Source organism: Enterococcus innesii (assembly GCF_022846515.1).
Classification (GTDB): Bacteria; Bacillota; Bacilli; order Lactobacillales; family Enterococcaceae; genus Enterococcus_D; species Enterococcus_D innesii.
On record NZ_AP025635.1, the window covers coordinates 742,350 to 761,870 of the forward strand.

At 45.1% G+C, this 19,521-nt stretch carries 14 protein-coding genes; 2 read left to right on the forward strand and 12 right to left on the reverse strand.

The annotated features are described in order from the left end of the window. Window positions 1-40: 40 nt before the first annotated feature. The 12 genes from ENLAB_RS03450 to ENLAB_RS03505 form a co-directional block, all read right to left on the reverse strand. Window positions 41-1,261 carry an MFS transporter gene (locus ENLAB_RS03450; protein ID WP_244352635.1) on the reverse strand — a complete coding sequence of 407 codons (1,221 nt, stop codon included), beginning with the start codon at window positions 1,259-1,261 and terminating at the stop codon, window positions 41-43. Window positions 1,262-1,449: 188 nt separating this feature from the next. Continuing rightward, a complete protein-coding gene (locus tag ENLAB_RS03455) occupies window positions 1,450-2,049 on the reverse strand; it encodes a YczE/YyaS/YitT family protein (protein WP_244352636.1) in 600 nt (199 codons plus the stop codon). 107 nt (window positions 2,050-2,156) lie between these two features. Then, entirely contained in the window at window positions 2,157-3,641 is a 1,485-nt protein-coding gene (locus ENLAB_RS03460) for a response regulator transcription factor (protein WP_220426819.1), read from the reverse strand. Next, complete coding sequence (locus ENLAB_RS03465; protein WP_244352637.1) at window positions 3,634-5,382, reverse strand: sensor histidine kinase; 1,749 nt, start codon at window positions 5,380-5,382, stop codon at window positions 3,634-3,636. The genes ENLAB_RS03460 and ENLAB_RS03465 overlap by 8 nt, the downstream gene beginning before the upstream one ends. Then, on the reverse strand, window positions 5,375-5,995 hold the full coding sequence (locus ENLAB_RS03470; protein WP_244352638.1) for a DUF624 domain-containing protein: 621 nt from the start codon (window positions 5,993-5,995) through the stop codon (window positions 5,375-5,377). The genes ENLAB_RS03465 and ENLAB_RS03470 overlap by 8 nt, the downstream gene beginning before the upstream one ends. Window positions 5,996-6,269: 274 nt before the next feature. Continuing rightward, window positions 6,270-7,739 (reverse strand): ABC transporter substrate-binding protein, encoded by a 1,470-nt coding sequence (locus ENLAB_RS03475; protein ID WP_016613578.1) that lies wholly within the window; start codon window positions 7,737-7,739, stop codon window positions 6,270-6,272. A gap of 27 nt (window positions 7,740-7,766) precedes the next feature. After that, window positions 7,767-8,687, reverse strand: a complete 921-nt coding sequence (locus ENLAB_RS03480) for a carbohydrate ABC transporter permease (protein ID WP_005225516.1) — start codon at window positions 8,685-8,687, stop codon at window positions 7,767-7,769. A gap of 13 nt (window positions 8,688-8,700) precedes the next feature. Continuing rightward, the gene (locus tag ENLAB_RS03485; protein WP_086294872.1) at window positions 8,701-9,582 is read right to left on the reverse strand and encodes an ABC transporter permease; all 882 of its coding nucleotides are present in this window, start codon (window positions 9,580-9,582) and stop codon (window positions 8,701-8,703) included. 239 nt (window positions 9,583-9,821) lie between these two features. Beyond that, the gene (locus ENLAB_RS03490) at window positions 9,822-11,213 is read right to left on the reverse strand and encodes a glycoside hydrolase family 1 protein (protein WP_244352639.1); all 1,392 of its coding nucleotides are present in this window, start codon (window positions 11,211-11,213) and stop codon (window positions 9,822-9,824) included. Continuing rightward, the gene (locus ENLAB_RS03495; RefSeq protein WP_081118204.1) at window positions 11,206-12,081 is read right to left on the reverse strand and encodes an ROK family protein; all 876 of its coding nucleotides are present in this window, start codon (window positions 12,079-12,081) and stop codon (window positions 11,206-11,208) included. The genes ENLAB_RS03490 and ENLAB_RS03495 overlap by 8 nt, the downstream gene beginning before the upstream one ends. 3 nt (window positions 12,082-12,084) lie before the next feature. Then, complete coding sequence (locus ENLAB_RS03500) at window positions 12,085-14,763, reverse strand: alpha-mannosidase (protein ID WP_244352640.1); 2,679 nt, start codon at window positions 14,761-14,763, stop codon at window positions 12,085-12,087. Window positions 14,764-14,836: 73 nt separating this feature from the next. Continuing rightward, window positions 14,837-16,126 carry a glycoside hydrolase family 125 protein gene (locus tag ENLAB_RS03505; protein WP_244352642.1) on the reverse strand — a complete coding sequence of 430 codons (1,290 nt, stop codon included), beginning with the start codon at window positions 16,124-16,126 and terminating at the stop codon, window positions 14,837-14,839. A 155-nt stretch (window positions 16,127-16,281) separates the two neighbouring features. Here ENLAB_RS03505 and ENLAB_RS03510 point away from each other — a divergent pair, with 155 nt between their 5' ends. Both ENLAB_RS03510 and ENLAB_RS03515 read left to right on the forward strand, forming a co-directional pair. Next, window positions 16,282-17,334 carry a GntR family transcriptional regulator gene (locus ENLAB_RS03510; protein WP_244352644.1) on the forward strand — a complete coding sequence of 351 codons (1,053 nt, stop codon included), beginning with the start codon at window positions 16,282-16,284 and terminating at the stop codon, window positions 17,332-17,334. A 5-nt stretch (window positions 17,335-17,339) separates the two neighbouring features. Further along, entirely contained in the window at window positions 17,340-19,490 is a 2,151-nt protein-coding gene (locus ENLAB_RS03515; protein ID WP_244352645.1) for a GH92 family glycosyl hydrolase, read from the forward strand. Window positions 19,491-19,521: the final 31 nt, after the last annotated feature.

The window sequence follows — 19,521 nt, forward strand, 5'->3', positions numbered from 1 at the left end:
GCAAATACCATGAAAAGACGGCATTTGCTCTAAAATTTCTTTATTCTTTTGTGGATTCCTGAAAAACGAACAACGGAAGCTGCCGCTTTTTGTGCATTTGTTGAACTAAATAAATTCCTGCCAGCAAGATGATTGGGAAAACGATCGCCCCTATAATCCCAACCTGCAGCTGTTGTCCCGTCCATTCAACGATACTACCAACGACAGCAGGGCCGATTGAACACCCTAGATCTCCCGCTAATGCCAAATATGCAAATAGCGCTGTCCCGCCGTTGCGAATGTATTGCGCAGAAAGACTAAAGACCCCTGGCCACATGATCCCTACGGCAAAACCGCTTAAGCCGCAGCCGATGAACCCGATCAACGGCAATGAAGCAAATCCGATCATCATATACGCCAGTAGACAAAGCAAAACACTCAAAAACATAAAGCGTTTCAAATCGATCCGTTCCCCGAACTTGCCGTAAAGCAAGCGCGAGATCCCCATCATCAAGGCAAAAACCATTGGCCCTGCCAAATCGCCTAGCGTTTTACTAACGCCTAAGCCCTGTTCAGCAAACGTCGATGCCCATTGACTGACCGCTTGTTCGCTGGCTCCGGCACAGACCATCATCACCAGAAACAGCCAAAAGCTTTTCAAAGAAAAGAGCTGTCGAGTGGTCAAGCCTCGTTCTCCTTCGGCAACAATTGGCGCCAACGGTACTTTGGTGAAGAAGAACAAATTGAGCAATGGGATCAGCGCCCAGATGATCGCCAAAGTCGGCCACTGTTGAATACCGAACACCATGAAGAACGCCGTCGAGAGCAAAACGACTCCAACATACCCCCAGCAATAAAAGGAGTGCAACAAGCTCATGGTTTTTTCTTTATGTTCCGTCGGACAGGCTTCGACGATGGGACTGACTAAGACTTCCAACAAGCCACCGCCAATGGCATACAACAAAACCGCTGCTAACAGCCCGCTAAACGGAGTCGGAAACCATAAGGGAAAAACAGCTAAACCAATCAAGCCGATCGCTGCAAAAAAATGCGCCGCTACGATCGAAATACGATAGCCGATGCGGTCTACAAAAAAGATCGCTGCAAAATCGACGGCTAACTGGGTCAAAAAGTTAAAACTAACCAACAAGGTGATCTGACTGATCGGCAGCTGGTATTGGCTTTGAAAGGTCAAAAATAATAAGGGGGCAAAATTATTGATCACGGCTTGAACGATGTACCCTACAAAGCAAGCTGCAATCGTCGAACGATAACTTTTCATTTTCACTTCTCCTTTACTCGTCTTATCAGTATACCAAGTCCAATAAGACCGTAACCATGGAGAAAACACTTTTTTTACCCAGAGAATCTTAAGGAAATTAGGATTCCTCTCCCTTCAGATAATTCCTTTAAATGGAAGCAGTAAAAAAGCTGCCCTCACAGACAGCTTTTTCCGATTTATTCTCAAGGCTAGGCGTTTTTCTTCCGAGCAGCGATGGTTTTCATGGTGGCTTCAAAGATTGGGCCAATAAAGACGATACACAAGAGAGTACCTAACCCCACACTGGCGCCTAACGCAAAACCGATCAAGACCATGGCTGAATCCAAGCCGATACGGATCGTTTTTTGCGTCAATTTGCTTCGTTTGTAGATCAAGGCCGTCAAGGCTTCAAGTGCGGCTGAACCTTTGTTGGAAGAAACGTAGATGCCGGCGCCGATCCCGAATAAGATCGGTGCCGCGAAAATAGCGATCCACGGGTAGAAAGGCAAATGAATCGATACTTTGTCCATCACTGGTTCAAAGATCCCAATCAGCAGGCCTAAGCCGATCCCGTTGATAAAACTGCCAATGCCTAATTCAGCACGATCAAAGACTGCAACGATCAACAAAACAACAATATTAAAACACAAACTGGCAATCCAAAAGGGGACATCGACAAAATTCAAAATTCCTAGTAAAAACGTACTGATCGTATCATATCCTTGATGGGCGGTGATCAATAAGGATATGGCTAACGCAATCAGCCCGGTACCTATCAAAACTTGTGCAAATTTTTTGGTTTCTTTCACAACATCACGCTCTCTTCTTTATTTTTCCTCTCTTAGTTTACCGTGAAAGCGTCACAATTACTATCATTTAATCACAAAAACCGGATTTTTTTTGAAGAAATCTAAATTCAATCAAGGGATTCATAATGCTGTTCATAGGTATCGCGAAACTCTTTGGGGGTCAGACCATTCAATTTCTTAAACATTTTGGAAAAATAGTTGGTATTGTTGTAACCGATGCGATCCCCGATCTCACTGATCGTGGCTTTCGAATGAAGCAGCAGCTGCTGGGCTTGCTTGATTCGCACCAGATTGACGTACTGATTAAAACTCATTTCCGTTTCTTTCTTGAAGAGCTGTCCCAAATAAACGACGCTGACGTGCAGTTCTTCTGCCGCTGATTTGACCGTCAAATCATGGGTATAACCTTCTTCGATCAGCTGGATCGTCTTTTGAACGATCTCTGAATAACGTTTTTGCGGCGGCTGTGATTTCGCCAATTCCAGCACATCATCAAAGAGTTGCCGCAAATCTGCCAATGTATTGGACTCGCGGATTCGTGCCAAAATCTGCTCATGGTTTTCTTGGGAAAGCACCGGCAGTTGCCGATAAATATCATTGAACAATAAAAAAGAAACATAACGAACATGCTCAGGGTCTGCTTGGGTTTGTTCCAAAATAGCGAACATTTTATCCAACTCATGTTGGATCGTTTTAACATCCCCGATGGTCAGTGCTTTGTTAAAAGATAGAAACGGGAGTTCTTCGTTTCGCTCTAATATATCCACGTGGATCGTCTGTTCTTGTAAGAACAGATCTGGGTAGAAGGCTTGCAGCGATTGAACCTGCTTGATTTTTTCATAGGCTTTATACAAATTCTCCCACTCGTTGATGGTTTCGCTCATGATCAACTGCCAGTCTTTACTATCAAGCTGCTGGGCCAGTGCTTTTAGGTCAGCGTTGATTTGTTGTCTTGGTCCGGCTGCGGTAATGATCACTTGGTTTTCATCTAATCGCCCTGGTAAGATTAATGGCTGATCGTGTTGCTGAAAAAACGTCGTGATTTTTTGTAAGATCTCGGCAGTCCCATTGAACTGCAAAACGGTAAAGGGTGCTGCAAGCGGTACCCGCTGTTGCGCCAGCAAATGGAGGTACTCGCTTTCGTTCAATTCATCATTCAACCAAAGTAGGAGGCTTGATTCTTGGTACAGTTCTTTTTCTGCCAACAGTTTTTGCTGCTCCTCTAATTCAGCTGCAATCGCTTGAACACTGATGCGTAGTTCTTCTTTGTTAACAGGTTTGACCAGATAATTACGCACACCTAACGCCATGCCTTGTTTGACAAAGGCAAACTCTTGATAGCCTGAGAGAATGATCGAGAAGAATCGATTCCCAAACGCTTGCGCTTGGCGGATCATATCGATGCCGTTCATTTCTGGCATCCGAATATCCGTGATCAGCAAATCAACGGAATGTTCTTGTAGATACTCGAGAGCCTCACTAGCACTTTTCGCTGTATGCACCACCTCAAAGCCCAGCTCTTGCCAAGGCAAGATCATCTGCAGCCCTTGCAAGATCATGTATTCATCGTCAACGAACATTGCTTTATACATCTGCCTCATGCCCCCTTTGCAAACTTTTCTCATCTAAGCGGATCTTGACCGTAAACCCAGCAGCTGCTTGAGACGTAACATCCATTTGATAGGCGCCGTTGAACATCCCCCGCAACCGTTCGTGAACATTTTTGATCCCGATCGAGGTTTGGGCTCCGATCTCCTGATTTTGCAGTTCTTCATGAATCATCGCTAACTGCTGCGGATCTGCGCCTTTGCCATTGTCTTTGACTTCAATCACGATCTGATCGGCTTCTTTATAAGCTTTGATACTGATGGCGTTATCATTGCGCTGATAATCGATACCGTGAACGAAATAGTTTTCGACAAGCGGCTGCAGCGTGAACTTCGGCAATTCCAACTGTTCGAATGCCGGATCGATAGTTACATGATAGGCGATCTTATCTGGGTAGCGCATCTGAAACAAGTAGACATATTTTTCACAAAAATCGATTTCTTCTTTTAAGGTCTTCGTCTTTTCTTGCGTCGTATTGTTCCGTAGCAGTGCCGAAAAGGCATAGACGACATCCGCCAGCTCTTCTTGGTTGCGGCTCAAGGCATACATTCGAATGTATTCTAAGGTGTTATAGAGAAAATGCGGATTGATCTGGGCTTGCAATGCCCGCATGTCGGCATCCCGTTGTTTGATCTCCAGTGTGTAAATATCTTTGATGTACTCGTTGATACTGTAGGTCATGTGATTGATGGCTTCTGCGATTTCTTTCAGTTCTTGTTGGACATTGGCGGTATCGATCCGTTTGTCAAAATTCCCTTGGCTGACTTCTTTCGTCGCATAGACGATCTGCTCTACTTGCGATGTATAGCGCTTAAAGGTGCGATGAAGCACCCATAGGACCAACAAGAGAATCCCGATTCCAAAACTAAAGATCCATATGGCACTGGAAAAAATATCCCGCCAAATCACCCTTTTTGACAACAAAACCAGGGACACTTCTCCGCTGACAGTGGTTTGTTTTTTGATATAAAAGTCTTTCGAAAGAGTGTCGTGAATGGTTCCGTGAGCAACCGCCTGATCAATTTTGGCTAAAGTTTCCTTGCTGAGGTTCGTGGCATCCTTGTAAAGGCGCTGACCATTTGAGGTATACAAAAAACTGTTGATTCCATGAACTTGGTTGTCTTCTTGTCGATTGGCTAAAACATCGTCTGAACGAAAGATCACGTAGACTTGGCCTAAGGGCTGGGCATAATTACTTGGTTGGGCGATCGAACGAACAAAAAACAGACGATTTTTTAAATCAATCTGTTTGCCGCTGTGTTTTTCTCCGTAAGGTGTATCCGGCGTTGCCACTAGTGTCTCATTGCTTTCATCCAACTGAATGATGATCTCTTCGATACTAGGATGATTACGAATCAAACGATAGAGAATATTGGGCAAGTAAACACTCTGTCCCGTCTGGCGAAAAATATCATTACTATAGGAAAAATAATCTGGCAATGAAAGCTGCAAATAGTTGCGTAATGACTCAAAGGCGGTATCTGAACTAGTAAATTCGCCAAGTACTGTTGAAACAACGGTATTTTGATCTTGCACGTAAGCATCCAGCTGCATGCTTGTGCTCTCCACTAAACGTTCACTCGTAGTAAAACGATCCGCTCCGGTATAAGCGGTCAGGACCAACATAATAATGATGGAGATGATCACCAAAAGCACGCTGTACAGCTGCATTAACTGATTGATCAAAAAATCATGTTTGAACAAACGAAAACGCCACTTAGTCATGTGCCAAATCCCGATCAATGACGTTTTTTTCCTGACTGATCGCCACATGGCACCATAAAATCAGTAAGCTGAATGTTCCAAAGAGTAGAAGCCCTTTCATCATCCAAGTAAAAACGAGAATACTAGCGATCCCAACCAGCAATTTTAGAAAGGTCGCCATATGAAGAAACAGACACACAAAGGACAATTTCAGGTTATTCCACAAGGAAATCTCATAAGACGTGTCAAAAACCACACTTATCAGGTACAGTAAAACACTCAATCCACTGACCACAACTAAAACAAAAGAGATCATCAACCAAATCAAGCCTTGGATCTGGGTAGCTAAATACAGGTTATACACTAAGAACCCTGTCAGTAGGAAAAACAGATAAAACTGCTTGTTGGCCTTGACAAAGACGTTGCGCCAAATGCGCCATGCACTACGAAAGCTTTGATTCTCATAATTCAGGCCATCTTCGTGGATCAAAGCACTGATGGTATGAAACGCTGGACCGATCCCTAAGATTCCACCACCGGCAAGCGTCATTACGACAAAAAACAAATTCAACTTCACGATCGCCCAAATCAAGCGAAAGCCCTTGACCAACCCGCTATTTGCTGTTTCTTGCATTTAAAATTCCTCCCTTATTTGTTCCCTACCGAAAATGTAGCATGATTCCAGCTTCCTACTCAAGCTACCTGAGAATCTTTTAATGCTATGTACGTTTTAGATGCAACATGCTTGAGATTTAAAAGCGAAAAAATAAAAGTTGCGTTTTTTGAACAAAATCCCTCTATTCACTTAAAAGAAAAAGCAGCCAGAAGCTAGACGTGGGAACCATTGGTCCTGATGCGTTTAGCCTCCGGCTTGCTTGATCTATTGATTTGTGAGAACCACCTGTTGCTTATTCTTGGCTTGCGCGGTACTCATCAAATTGTTTTTGCATTTCATCGCGGACCTTCTCCCAGCCAGCGGTTTTTAATTCTTCGTTTAGTTTCGGAACATTTTCTTCTGGATCGATCGTTCCGGTTGCTAAACTTGCTTTGTAACGGTTCATGACATTGGCGATATTCGTGATTTCTGTTTTCACGTTATCAGTCTTGAAGTTGAACCCTAAGATTGGTGATGCTTCCGCGTTAGCAATGTTTTCATCACGCTCTTTGATCATATCGTCTGTGATGGATTCTTGTGTATAAAGGATCATGTTGTTCCCAGTGTTCCAAGCAGCCATGCGGGTATTTGGCAAGTAGCCATCAAGGAGACGGATTTTGTTGTCTTGGCCTTCGATTTTTTCCCAGGCTTCGCCTTCAACACCCCAAACCAATCCATTCAACAATTCAGGATCGCTGTTCAACAAGCCCAACACTTCCACTGCTTTTTCTTTGTTTTTCGAAACATTCGCTACAACAAAGTTTGCCATTTGCGCTTGTCCGGTTGATTTTAATTGTTTCGTGATTGGACGTGAAACCAATTCATGACCTGCGGCATTGCTTAAGATCGTATCGCCGTAATCCATTGGTCCTTGAGTTTCTTCACGCATGAACCATGTGTTGCCTTCTAATGGGTAACCAGTTGTATTGGTGGCTGCATCGGTTGGGATCAAGCCTTCGTTGTACCATTTGTGCATCAATTTCAAGTTTTCCATTTGTTCATCATCTTCGTATTGATTGATGATCTTCGTTGTATCGCCATCCAATTTGACAGCAAATGGGTAATCTTTCCCAATCACATAATCATAGTTTCCAGAAACATTAAAGGTTTGTCCGATCGCAAACGGTGCGATGTTTGGTTCTTCTTCTTTAAACTTCTTCAACACGTCTTCGGCATCTGCATAAGATTCGATCCCGCTGATATCCAAATCATATTTGTCTAAATATTGTTTATTGAAGGTCAAGACTTGTTGGGCATAAATATTGCCATTGACTGGAAAGGCATATAATTTTCCGTCGATCGTATTGCCTTTGATATAAGATTCGTCTAATTGATCATACGCTTCTTTGGCATATTTTGGTGCTAACTCCGTCAAATCTGCATACGCGCCTTTTTGCGCATTCGCAACGTAATTTGAGGCAAAGGAAATATCGTAGTTTTCACCCGATGAAATGATGGTGCTCATTTTTTGATCCCAGTCTCCCCAGCCGATGTACTGCAGATCGATACGAGCGTTGGTTTTTTCTTCAATGCGTTTATTGGCGATCTCCATCAATTGATCAAAGTTTTCTGGCTTGTCCCCGACTTGATACATCAATAAAGTCGTTACGCCGTCTGCATTGTTTTCTGAATCGGATGTTGCGCCGTTCGACCCACAGGCAGCCATTCCCAAAGTTGCCGCTGCGGCCATCCCAGCAAAAGCTGTTTTTTTCCACAAATTCATTTTTGTTTCCTCCCTATACTTATTTGATTATTCTTTGACGCCACCAATTGTCAGACCACCGACAAAATACCGTTGGAAGAATGGATAGGTGATCGCAATCGGTAAGGTTGCAACAACAACGATTGCCATGCGAGCAGTTTCGCTTGGCAAAGCGGCCAAACCGCCTTGGATCTGGGCAGCCATGCCGGAGCTTTTGGCTAGATAGTCCAAGTTGCTTTGAATCCGCATCAAAAGTGCTTGTAACGGCACTAAAGAGTCTTTTTGAATATACAACAATGCATTGAACCAGTCGTTCCAATAGCCAAGAGCGGCAAATAGACTGATCGTAGCGATCCCTGGAACCGCTAAGGGCAATACGATGGACAGAAAAATCTTCATTTCGCTGGCACCGTCGATGCGCGCAGATTCTATAATACTATCTGGTACCGTCTTTTTAAAGAAGGTCCGCATAACAAGGATATTAAAAGGCCCTAAGGCAAGAGGTAAAATCAACGCCCAAATCGTGTCTTTCAATTGGATCAAGTTGACCATCACTAAGTAATTGGCAACCATCCCTGGCGCAAATAACATGGTGATCAAAGCGAAGATTGTAAAGAACCGACGGAATGGAAAATTTGAGCGAGAGATGACATAGGCATACAGCGAAGTCATCGTTGCATTGACGAAGGTACCAAAAACAGTGATAAAAATAGATACGCCAAATGCTTGGAAAATTTTGCTGCTCATTTGTCCGCTAAACAGATAGGTATACGCTGCGAACGAAAATTCTTGTGGCCAAAAGCGATAGCCGTTTTCTGCCAAAGAGGTTTCACTGGTCAATGAGATCGCGATCACAAAGAGAAACGGCAAGACACAGGAAATCGCGAACAAACCGATCACGATATTAAAAATCAGGTTGACCGTTGGGTTAAAGGAGCGGATCTCGACTTTCGTTACTTTTTTCTTCATTTATCCATCCTCCTTAGAATAATGCTGAATCTGGTTCTAGTTTACGAACAACCAAATTCGCTGTTAGTAATAATAATGCCCCAACCACTGATTGATAAAGGCCGGCAGCTGCGGTCATCCCGAAGTCGCCTGTGGCAGTCAGTCCATTATAAATGTACGTATCTAAAACGGAGGTGACTTGGTACAATGCCCCAGAGTTTCGTGGGACTTGATAGAAAAGTCCGAAGTCGGCACGGAAGATCCCACCGATGTTCAAAATCAACAAGACGGAAATCATTGGAATCAGTTGTGGCAACGTCACATTTTTGATCTGCTGCCATTTGCTGGCGCCATCGACCATCGCGGCTTCGTAATACGTTTGATCGATCCCGACCACTGACGCATAATAGATGATGCTGTTGTAGCCTAAGCTCTTCCAGACATTCATAAAGACGAAAATAAACGGCCACCATTTCGGATCCGCATACCAGTTGATTCCTTCACCGCCCATACCCGTGATCCATTGGTTGATGATCCCTTTGTCTGGACTCAAAAAGGCATAGACAAAGTACGAAATAACCACCCAAGAAAGGAAGTACGGCAACAGTGACATCGTGTGATAAACTTTTACCAAACGCTTATTGCGTAGCTCACTCATTATAATGGCAAAGGCAATCGCAAAGAATAGGTTGAATGCTAAAAATACGATATTGTAGAGTAGCGTATTTCTAGTGATCAGCCAAGCATCATTGGATGCAAATAAAAATTTAAAGTTATCAAAGCCGACCCATGGGCTTTGTTTCAAACTGGCAAAAAAGCCGTCTGGTGAAATGTGGAAATCTTTGAACGCCACCACATTTGCGAATACAGGTATATAGAAAAAAAAGATAAACCAGACAACACCTGGCAAAGCCATCAATATTAACGCTTTGTATTGCCAGACATTCCTCCAAAACCCCTTTTTCTTCACATCTCATCATCTCCTTCATGCTACTAGAATAACGCTTTCATCCCTAAAAAATAAGGAACAAACTAAAGATAAAATGAAACAAATTAAAGGTCTTTGTTTATATTTTGTTTTATTCTCTAAAAACCAGAAAAACGTCCTATCTTTTGCAAGATAGGACGCTTCATTGATTTGTTTTTTATGAATGTTCAGTCGACAAAGCCGTTTTGTAGAATCACTTCGTGGAACCACTCACCGGACTTTTTGATGGTGCGTTTTTGGGTAGCCAAATCGACGGCAATAAACCCGTAACGATTTTTGAATTCATTCAGCCAAGACCAATTGTCCATACAGGTCCACATGTGATACCCGCGGCACTGGCTGCCTTCTTGGATCGCTTGGTGAACATACCGCAAATGATCTTTGATAAAGGTGATGCGGTACTCATCTTGGATCTGACCGCTGGCATCGATAAAGCGTGTTTCATCTTCGACCCCCATGCCGTTTTCTGAAATATAACAAGGGATATTGCCATAGTTGTCTCGTAGGTTGATCAAGGTATCATAGATGCCTCGTTCATAGATCTCCCAGCCTCGATGGGGATTGATTTTCTTTTCTGGCCAATCATAAACATCGAAGTAATCTTCTGGCATTGGTGTGTCCGCTGTTTTGGCAGAACGCTTTTGCTGCACCCGCCTTGGCTGATAATAGTTGACCCCCAAGAGATCGACCGTGTTTTCTTTAATGATCTGTAAATCTTCGGCTCTGGTTTCTGGCATGATCGCCAACTCGTTTAAGACAGCGATCAATTCTTCCGGAAAGGTGCCCTTGACGGCAGGATCTAAGAAGGAACGGTTGAAAAAGGCATCTGCCATTTGCGCCGCTTGGCCATCTTTTTCGTCGTTCGGATCTTTCGGATAAGTCGGTGTCAAATTCAAGATGATGCCGATTTCGCCTGGTTGCTGAGACTGACGGAAGCGTTGGATCGCTAAGGCGCTGGCGAGTGCTTCATGGTAGCCAACTTGCACCGCGTGAGCCAAATTGATTTCTGCTGGGTAATGCTGCTGATACAAATACCCCATCTCTACTGGCACGATCGGTTCATTTTGCGTGAACCAATGGCGGACTTGATCACCGAACAATTCAAAACACAAAGCGGCATAATCTGCAAATGCTGTGACAGTCTCGCGATTGAGCCAGCCGCCTTCTTTTTGCAGTGCCATCGGCATATCAAAATGATACAAGTTGATGAAGGGCTCGATGCCATGATCGATCAAAGTGGCGAAGTACTCGCGATAAAATGCCACCGCTTGTTGATTGACCGCCCCTCTTCCTTCTGGCAGCAAGCGACTCCACTGGATCGAGGTTCGAAAAGAATTAAAGCCGATCTCTTTCATCAACGCCACATCTTCTGGGTAACGCTGCAGCAGTTGGACGGTATCTTTGGGTCCCCGTTTTTGATAAAAACGTTCTGGCTCCGTTGCGTACCAATAGTCCCAAATCGAATCGCCTTTGCCATCATCGGCCATTCGTCCTTCAGTTTGTGGACCGCTGGCGGCAGCCCCCCACCAAAAATCTTTAGGAAAATGCAGGTTAGTCATGGGCAGTCACCTGCTCTTTGCCTAACAAGAGACAGCCGATGATGCCGCTTTTGTTCGGCAAGCCCCAAGTGACGATGTAGTCTTCCACTGGTGGTGTCTCCATATAGCCTGCCATTTGTTTCAGGAAGGCTTGTTGGATTTGAGCGAGTAAATGCGGCTGATTCATGACCCCACCGCCTAAAATGATTTTCTCAGGTGCTAAAGTCAACGTGATATTGACCAGCGCTTGCCCTAGATAAAAGGCCTGCAACCCCCAAATCTCGTGATCTTGCGGCAAGTCTTGTCCTTTGATCCCCGTGCGTCCTTCCAAAGAAGGCCCTGCGGCTAATCCTTCCAGACAGTCGCCGTGATAGGGGCAAGTACCCGCATACGTATCTTCACTGTGGCGTTTGACATAGGTATGACCGATTTCTGGATGACCGATCCCTTCGAAAATCTTTCCTTCACGAACGACCCCGGCACCAATGCCGGTCCCTACCGTCAAATAGACACAGCTGTCTTTGCCTTGCGCCGCCCCTTGGCGTAATTCTCCATAAGCGGCAGCATTGACATCTGTTGTCCAAGCAAATGCTGTCTCTGGGTAGCGCTTCTTTAACGCACCGAGAAAATCGAACTGCTGCCAGCCCTTTTTCGGCGTGGCTAGTATGTGGCCATAGGTCGCTTGGGTTGGATCGATCCCGATCGGACCAAAGGAACCGACCCCTAATGACACGAGATCGTAGGGATCGAAAAAGGCAAAGATCGCCGCTAACGTTTCCTCTGGTGTTGTCGTTGGGATCGACTCTTGGGCGATGATCGTCAGCTGGTCATCGGCAACGGCACAAATCATTTTTGTGCCGCCGGCTTCAATTCCTCCGTAAACCATCATTTCTCACTCCTTTACTCCAATGGTACGAATTTCATATGGGCGTAATTGCTCATTGACGCTCGATGCTTGTTCTTCCTCTAAAAGATTCAACAGACAAAGTGCCGCCTGCTCTTTTTGCACGTGAAAGGCAGTGGCTTGATCCGCCAAATTATAGCCCCGCAAAACGATTTGTTGGTCTTGGCGATTGCGTTTTAAGGCGGTGATAGCTACCGTCGATCCATGAGCTTCCATGTATTGGTTGCTGCTGGCTAGCTTGCCTTGGTGCTTGTCGGTCTGGCTTGCCGTCCAAGGAACTTGGGCAGCTTGTGCTTGGCGATACGTTTCATAACGTTCTTCAGGAGCCCCATGACAGGCTACGCCGTATTCAAAGGTGTGGTTGCCTAAGCATTGCGCTTCTGGTGTTGGGAAGTAGCCCCAATCGCCTAGTTCTCCCGTACAGCGCAACAAGGTCAAGCAGATCTGATCCTTCACGATTTCATATTCGTTTAAACCAAAATTAGAAACCGTCATGCCGCTAGTTTCATCATGCAAGTTGACAAAGGCGTGCTGATGCTGCGGATTTGTTGGGTTTTCCCAATGACTGGAAACCTGATTCGGCCGTTTTACGACTTCATAAATGCTGTCAGCTTCATGGAAATCCGTGATGATCCCTGTTGGGAATAACACTCGCAGTCGGTGATCTTTGCTTTGGTTGTTGACGGTGGTTTTAAATGCCAGGCGGTTGCTGGTTCGTTCTAAACGGATCTCCGTCTCGATCTTGAAAGCAACCAATTCTTGACTCCGCTGTGCCTTACGGAAACGGAAATCGACGACAGCTTTTTGTTCTTCTAACAAACGGTCATCTGCTGAAACGGGAATCTGCAATTCTTGCGTCAGTCGCACGATCCCCACCAGTGGATCGTTTTGTTCGATCGTCACGTGATGCGGAAATTGTGTCGATAAGATTGCTTGATCTCCTTCTGGTTGTTTGAAGATGTACTCATTGGCGATATCCCCCACATCCTCGAAAACCAGTAAATTGCGATAGGCTTTTTGGGTTGCTTTGTCTGTAATCGTCAAGCTGCCGTTTTCAGTAATGACGGCTTCCAAATGTGTGTTGGCAAGTTTACGCCCTCCTTCTGAAACGATCGGTGCACTCTCTACTGGCGTAGCGGCTTTTTCCACTAGGGCAAAGGTCTGCCATGAAAATTCCGGCAACTGGTTTGCTTCTACTTGGACCGTAACAAAGCGTTTCATGAAAGGAATCCGAAAGGCATCTTTAGGCAATTCATAGTCAAAAAGGACCTCTTCTTCACTGATGATCGCAGCAACAGGGTTCCCCTGTTCATCGATCACCGAATAAGAACCTTTTGGCTTCGCCAACAATTCGTGGTAAAGCTTGCTTGGCAATCCTTCACGGAATGTTTTACGCTCAAGTTCGATCACCACTTCCACTAAACCAGAACGCGTGCTGCCAGTGGTGTTGAAGACCACGAAGGGGCGACTCTCCTCAGGAAACTGGCTCGTGTCGATGGCGACTACTAAATTGCGTAACGCTTCATCTGCCACAAACTTGCCGATTTCATTGGCTTTTTCAAAGCGCGGCATCATTTCTCGGTGTACCTCGTCCACTGAGCAGCCGCAGATGCTGTCGTGAGGATGATTTTGCATCAGAGTTTTCCACGCATGATCCAACATATCGTGAGGATAGCTGCCGATTGCTTCATAAGCCATAGTTGCTAATGGCTCCGCAACATTTTCTAATTGGCGGGAAACCTTTGTATTCCATTGTTTTAAATAGACTCGGGAAGAGGCGGTATTGGCTAAAGTATACCAACCATCGGTTTCTTGACTGGTCAATTCACCTGTAACAGTTCCTAGGTCATCTGGCAGATCTGCTTGCACTGCTTCAAGGTATTCGGTAAAGCTGGCGTGCTTGAATTCATACTCTGGGAAAAGCTCGTTGGCTGTACGAATCGCTGCCGAAATGTCTTTTTGGACGGGTTGATGATCGACCCCATTCATCATTAAATAATGATTGGTGGCACCAAATTTTTCTACATCTTGCAGTTTTTGCGTCCAAAAGGCTTTGGCTTCTGCTTTATCCACTGGAATCTCATTGCCATTGGAGTACCAGTTGGCAAAAAGTAGACCAAAGATTTGACTGCCATCTGGACCTTCCCAATGCATTTCAGAATATTGGGAAGTAAATTGATCATCGGGTAAAACTTCGTTGTCAAAGCCGATCGGTTTGACGCCACGCCCAAATGCAGCACTTTCAAGATTGGCTTGCAGCATCATTTGCGGGGTTTGCCCCATATTGCCGAAAGTATCTGGGAAATACCCCAACATAACGGGGGTGCCCCACTTTTTGCTTTCTGCCATTCCAATCAGCATGTTACGGGTGTTTGATTCAGCACTGATCAAAAAGTCATCTTGCAAAATATAAAACGGACCGATCTGCAATTTTCCTTGTTGGATGGCCGCTTTGACCGCTTCGCGTTTTTCAGGTCGCACTTCTAAATAGTCATCCAAGATGATTGTCTGTCCATCTAGATGGAAGCTGTGGAACTCAGGGTCATTTTCAATTAATTCTAAAAGATCATCCATCAATTCAACTAGCCGCATATGATGCTGTTCGTAAGGCATGTACCACTCCCGATCCCAGTGGCTGTGTGAGATGATATAAACTTGTTTCTTCATTGATTTTTACTCCTCGCTGTTTGCGTCGTTGGACTGCTTTTTGTGTCACTCGAATGGTCGTGGGTCATGCTGCTTATTTTTCCACTCGGATATCGAAATAATCCATGACCAATTCACAAAACATCATGTTCGCCCACGAGAACCATTCTCTCGTGTATTGCGAAGGATCATCGACATCGAACCCTTCATGCATCAAATTGGTACCCGCATCTGTCGCCACTAACTGATCCAAAATTCGTTTCTTTTCTTCTTTGTCAGTAGTAGTCATCCCTTCCATTGCCATGGCGATCGGCCACACATAATTTTCTGGCGTATGAGAGCTACCAATGCCTTTGGCGTATTTCCCTTCATAGAAATACGGATTTTCACTGCTTAACAACGTTTTACGAGTCTGAAGATAAAGGGGATCTTCCATACTGCCATACCCCAAGTAAGGAGCGGCGATCAAATTCGGCACATTGCTGTCATCCATCAGGGTGCGATTGCCGAATCCATCCACTTCATAGGCGTAAACTTCTTCGCCAGCTTGGTTTTTGGTCAACCCATGCTCTTTGATGCCCGCTTCGATGTCTGCTTGTAATTTTTTTGCTTGTGCCACGATCGCTGCATCTTCTAAAACCGTCGTAAAGATTTCTTGGATATAGCCTAAGACCACCACCGCAAACATATTGGAGGGAATCAAATAGCCGTATTTGCAGGCATCATCACTTGGTCGAAAGCCTGACCAAGTCAAGCCAACGGGTTTCACCGGTGCTCCTTTGCCGTCATGAGTCAAGGTATCTTCTTTTCGCCAGGTATCCCGTTCAAAGCGATACGGAGATTCCGCATGGTTTTGTTCTGTCACAAACACATCCAAGGCTTTTTTGATGCCTGTTACAAAATCATCATTGAACTGATCGGTTCTGCCTGTGTTTTTATATAGCAGATAGGCCAGTTGGATCGGATAACACAAAGAATCGATCTCATATTTGCGTTCCCAGATCCAATCGTTCATTTCTGTATCGTCTGTTTGGTGGCCAGCACCATTGGCTGATTCGTTAAAGGCATTTGCATAAGGATCGATCGTAATATAGTAGAATTGCTTCTTGACTAACCCGCTGATCATGCTTGCTAAGTCTTCGTCTTCTTTGGCGATCACTAAATAGGGACGAACTTGCGCAGTGGAATCTCGCAGCCACATCGCTGGAATATCCCCCGTCAGTAAAAAGGTCGTGCCATCCTCATGACGCTTGACCGTCGTTAATAGTGTATTGGCAAAAGCTGCGTTAAAATTTTTCGCCCAATCGGCATGCGTTTCTCCGCATAGATCCGTAATCGTTTCCATAAATGTTGCTACTGAAGTTGGTATTTCTTTATAAACCATTCCATCACCTTCCCTGATTTGATATATCAATTTACGAACCTAGTATATCATGAATCATGTGAATGTCTAGCGCTTTTTCAAAATAATTAAAGGGTTTTCATTTTTGTTGGTTTATGGTATGCTAACAAATATGATATATCAAAAGGGGTTTTCTTATGAAACAACCATTATATAAAAAAATTTACGCGGAACTTCACGAAGCCATCGTTGAAGGGCGATTAGATCCGGGCAGTCGTGTCCCTACTGAAAAAGAACTATCTGAACAATACCAAGTCAGTCGGATCACCTCTAAAAGAGCCTTGACGGAACTGGAACAAAATCAGCTGATCTATCGCGTGCAAGGCAGCGGCAGCTTTGTCCGGGAATTGAAGGAAAAAAAAGCGACTGGACGAATTTTGTTTGTCTTGCCCTTTGCCAATGATCTTTCTTTAGGAAACTTTACCGAAGGCATTTATCCAGTGATGCAAGAACACGGCTTTGAACTTTTGATGACACCAGTGGATTATTTGGAAAAAACGACGGCAGCTGAGCTGATGCAAGAATTCGACGGCCTGATCTATTACGCCAGCAATACGTTTTCTTACTATGACTTGCTGTTCGAATGTGCTGAAAAACACTTTCCTATCGTGACCTTAGATAAAAAGTTGCATGAGTTTGAATTTCCAGCGGTCATGCCAGATAACTTTCAAGGTGGACAGCTAGCTACGGAGCATTTACTTGCGTTGGGGCATCAACGGATCGCTTATATTTTTGGTGATACCCATCATCCACAATCCGTCCGTCAGCGTTATCTAGGCTACATCGATGCACTGAAAAAAGCCCAAAGAACCTTTCGCACCAAGCTAGACGACGCGGCTGCCAGCATCGCAAATGCGCTTGACTACCTGGAAGAACATCAGGTCACGGCAGCCGTCTGTGAAAATGATTTGATCGCCATCGAATTGATGCGGGCATTGCGCCAAACAGATCTGCATGTCCCTACCAACATTTCCCTGGTTGGTTTCGATAATATCCAAGCCGCTGCTCTCGTTGATCCAGCCCTAACGACCATCGGGCAGAATTTTGCGGAGATGGGGCGCTTGGCAGGAAAGCAAGTGATTGAGAAAATCAACGCTGCGAAGGCAGCAACCCCAGTACCAACGGAGACGACCACCCATTTAGTGGCGGTTTCTTTGATCAAAAGAGAATCAACCCAATTAAAGGAGTGAACCAAGTGAACGTATCAATGATCGACACACGACACGGAACAGACAACCAATATAGTTTTTCCCATGGCAACTGCCTGCCTTATACAGGGGTTCCTTTTGGCATGAACTACTTTGCCCCGCAAACCAGTGATCAACGCGGCAGTTGGTGGTTTCATCCAGAAGATCGAACCTTTCAGGGCTTTCGCATCACCCATCAGCCTAGCCCTTGGATGGGGGATTTCAGCCATCTGACGATGCTGCCGATAAACGGCACGCTTTCTGAAAATACCCTTTTCCATGCGCAAAGCTCGTATCGTCCTGAAGAAAGCACCTTTAATCCAGCCTTTCTTAAAATCAAGACACAGCGGTATTTAACAACAACGACTTTGATCCCCAGCATGTATGGCGGTGTGCTGACTATTGAAAACTGTGGGGATCAGCCAGGTCTTGGCTTGTCACTGACGGGTGACTATGTCTTAGAACAGTTGGATGAACAGACCGTGGCTGGTCAATTAATCGTATTTTCCGGGTGCGAAGATGAACGCTTCACCTTCCATTTCGTCTATCGTTTTGAAACACCCATCACGGCGATCGAAGGTGCCTTGACAGGCAAAGAAGCCTTCGTCGTTCTCCGCTTTGATGATTGCCAAACACAGACGATCCGTTTTGCGACCTCGTTTCTCAGTCGCGAACAAGCTTGTTTGAACTTGCAACGGGAACAGCAATGGGCTCCTGCCGATTATCTGGCTTCTGTCCAACAGCAATGGAATCATTTTTTGCAAAAAATCGAGATCGAGCATCACGATCAAACACAAGTTTCTACTTTTTATCATAATTTTTATCGCTTATTCTTGTTTCCTCAAACCTTCTTCGAAATCGATCAAGAGGGCCGCAAAATGCACTGGGATACCTTGGCAAAAGCGATCAAACCAGGACCACTGTATACAAACAACGGCTTTTGGGATACGTATAAAACTGTCTACCCGCTCTTTTCACTCTTGGCTGTCGAACAATTGGAAGACATGCTGGAAGGCTTTTTGAACAGTTATCGCGAAAGCGGCTTTTTACCAAAATGGCTATCACCTGATGAGCGGGGGTTGATGCCCGGGACGCTGATCGATGCCGTGATCGCTGATGCCGCAGTAAAAGGTATCCGTCCCGATTTGATGCCCGAATTTTTAGCAGCGATGAAAAAAGGTGCCACCGTCCAAAGTGAAAATCCCAATTATGGTCGGCGCGGCACGTCGGACTATTTGACTTACGGGTATGTGCCATTGACGCATCATGAATCGGTCAATCACACCCTTGATTATTGTTACAGTGATTTTTGTATCTCACAAGTCGCGCAACAGCTGGGTGACGAGCAAGCAGACTATTATCAGCAGCAATCGCAAAATTACCGCAACATTTTCGATCAGGAGACCGGCTTTATGCGGGCAAAAGACCCAGATGGCGCTTTTCGTCCAGAGTTTAGTGACACACGCTGGGGCTTGGATTATGCAGAAGGCAGTGCGTGGCAAAGTAGTTTTGCTGTTTACCATGATTTCGCTGGTTTGATCGCCGAACATGGCGGCAAAGCGGCCTTTGAAGCAAAACTGATCGACTTGTGCAATCAAGAACCTCGCTATACGACAGAAGGCTACGGCTTTGAGATCCATGAAATGAGTGAGATGGCCGCACTCGATTTTGGTCAGCTGGCGATCTCCAATCAGCCAAGCTTCCACTATCCGTATCTATTCAGCTATTTGGGCAAACCAGAAATGGCACAGCCCTTGATCAAGCAGCTATTGACACAATGCTTCAACGACTCGCCCAAAGGCTTTCCTGGCGATGAAGACAACGGCAGCATGGCTGGTTGGTACATCTTCAACTCCTTGGGCTTTTATCCAGTCACACCAGGGACGGGGGAATATGTCATCGGCATGCCATTATTTGATCAAGCAACCCTGCATCTTGCTTCAGGCAAAGACTTAGTGATCAAGAGCACGCCCAATGCGCCGCAACAGCTCTTCGTGGATAAAATTAAATTGAACGAAGAACCCTTCGAGCGATTGTTTTTCACCCACCAAGAATTGACTGCCGGTGGTACATTGAACTTCCAGCTAGGTATCGTCCCTCGCAGCAAAGAGTGGTCAGCCGATGCTTATCCTTATAGCGTCAGTCAACCACATGCATAACGAAAAAACCGCTCCTTAGCAACAGGCAGCA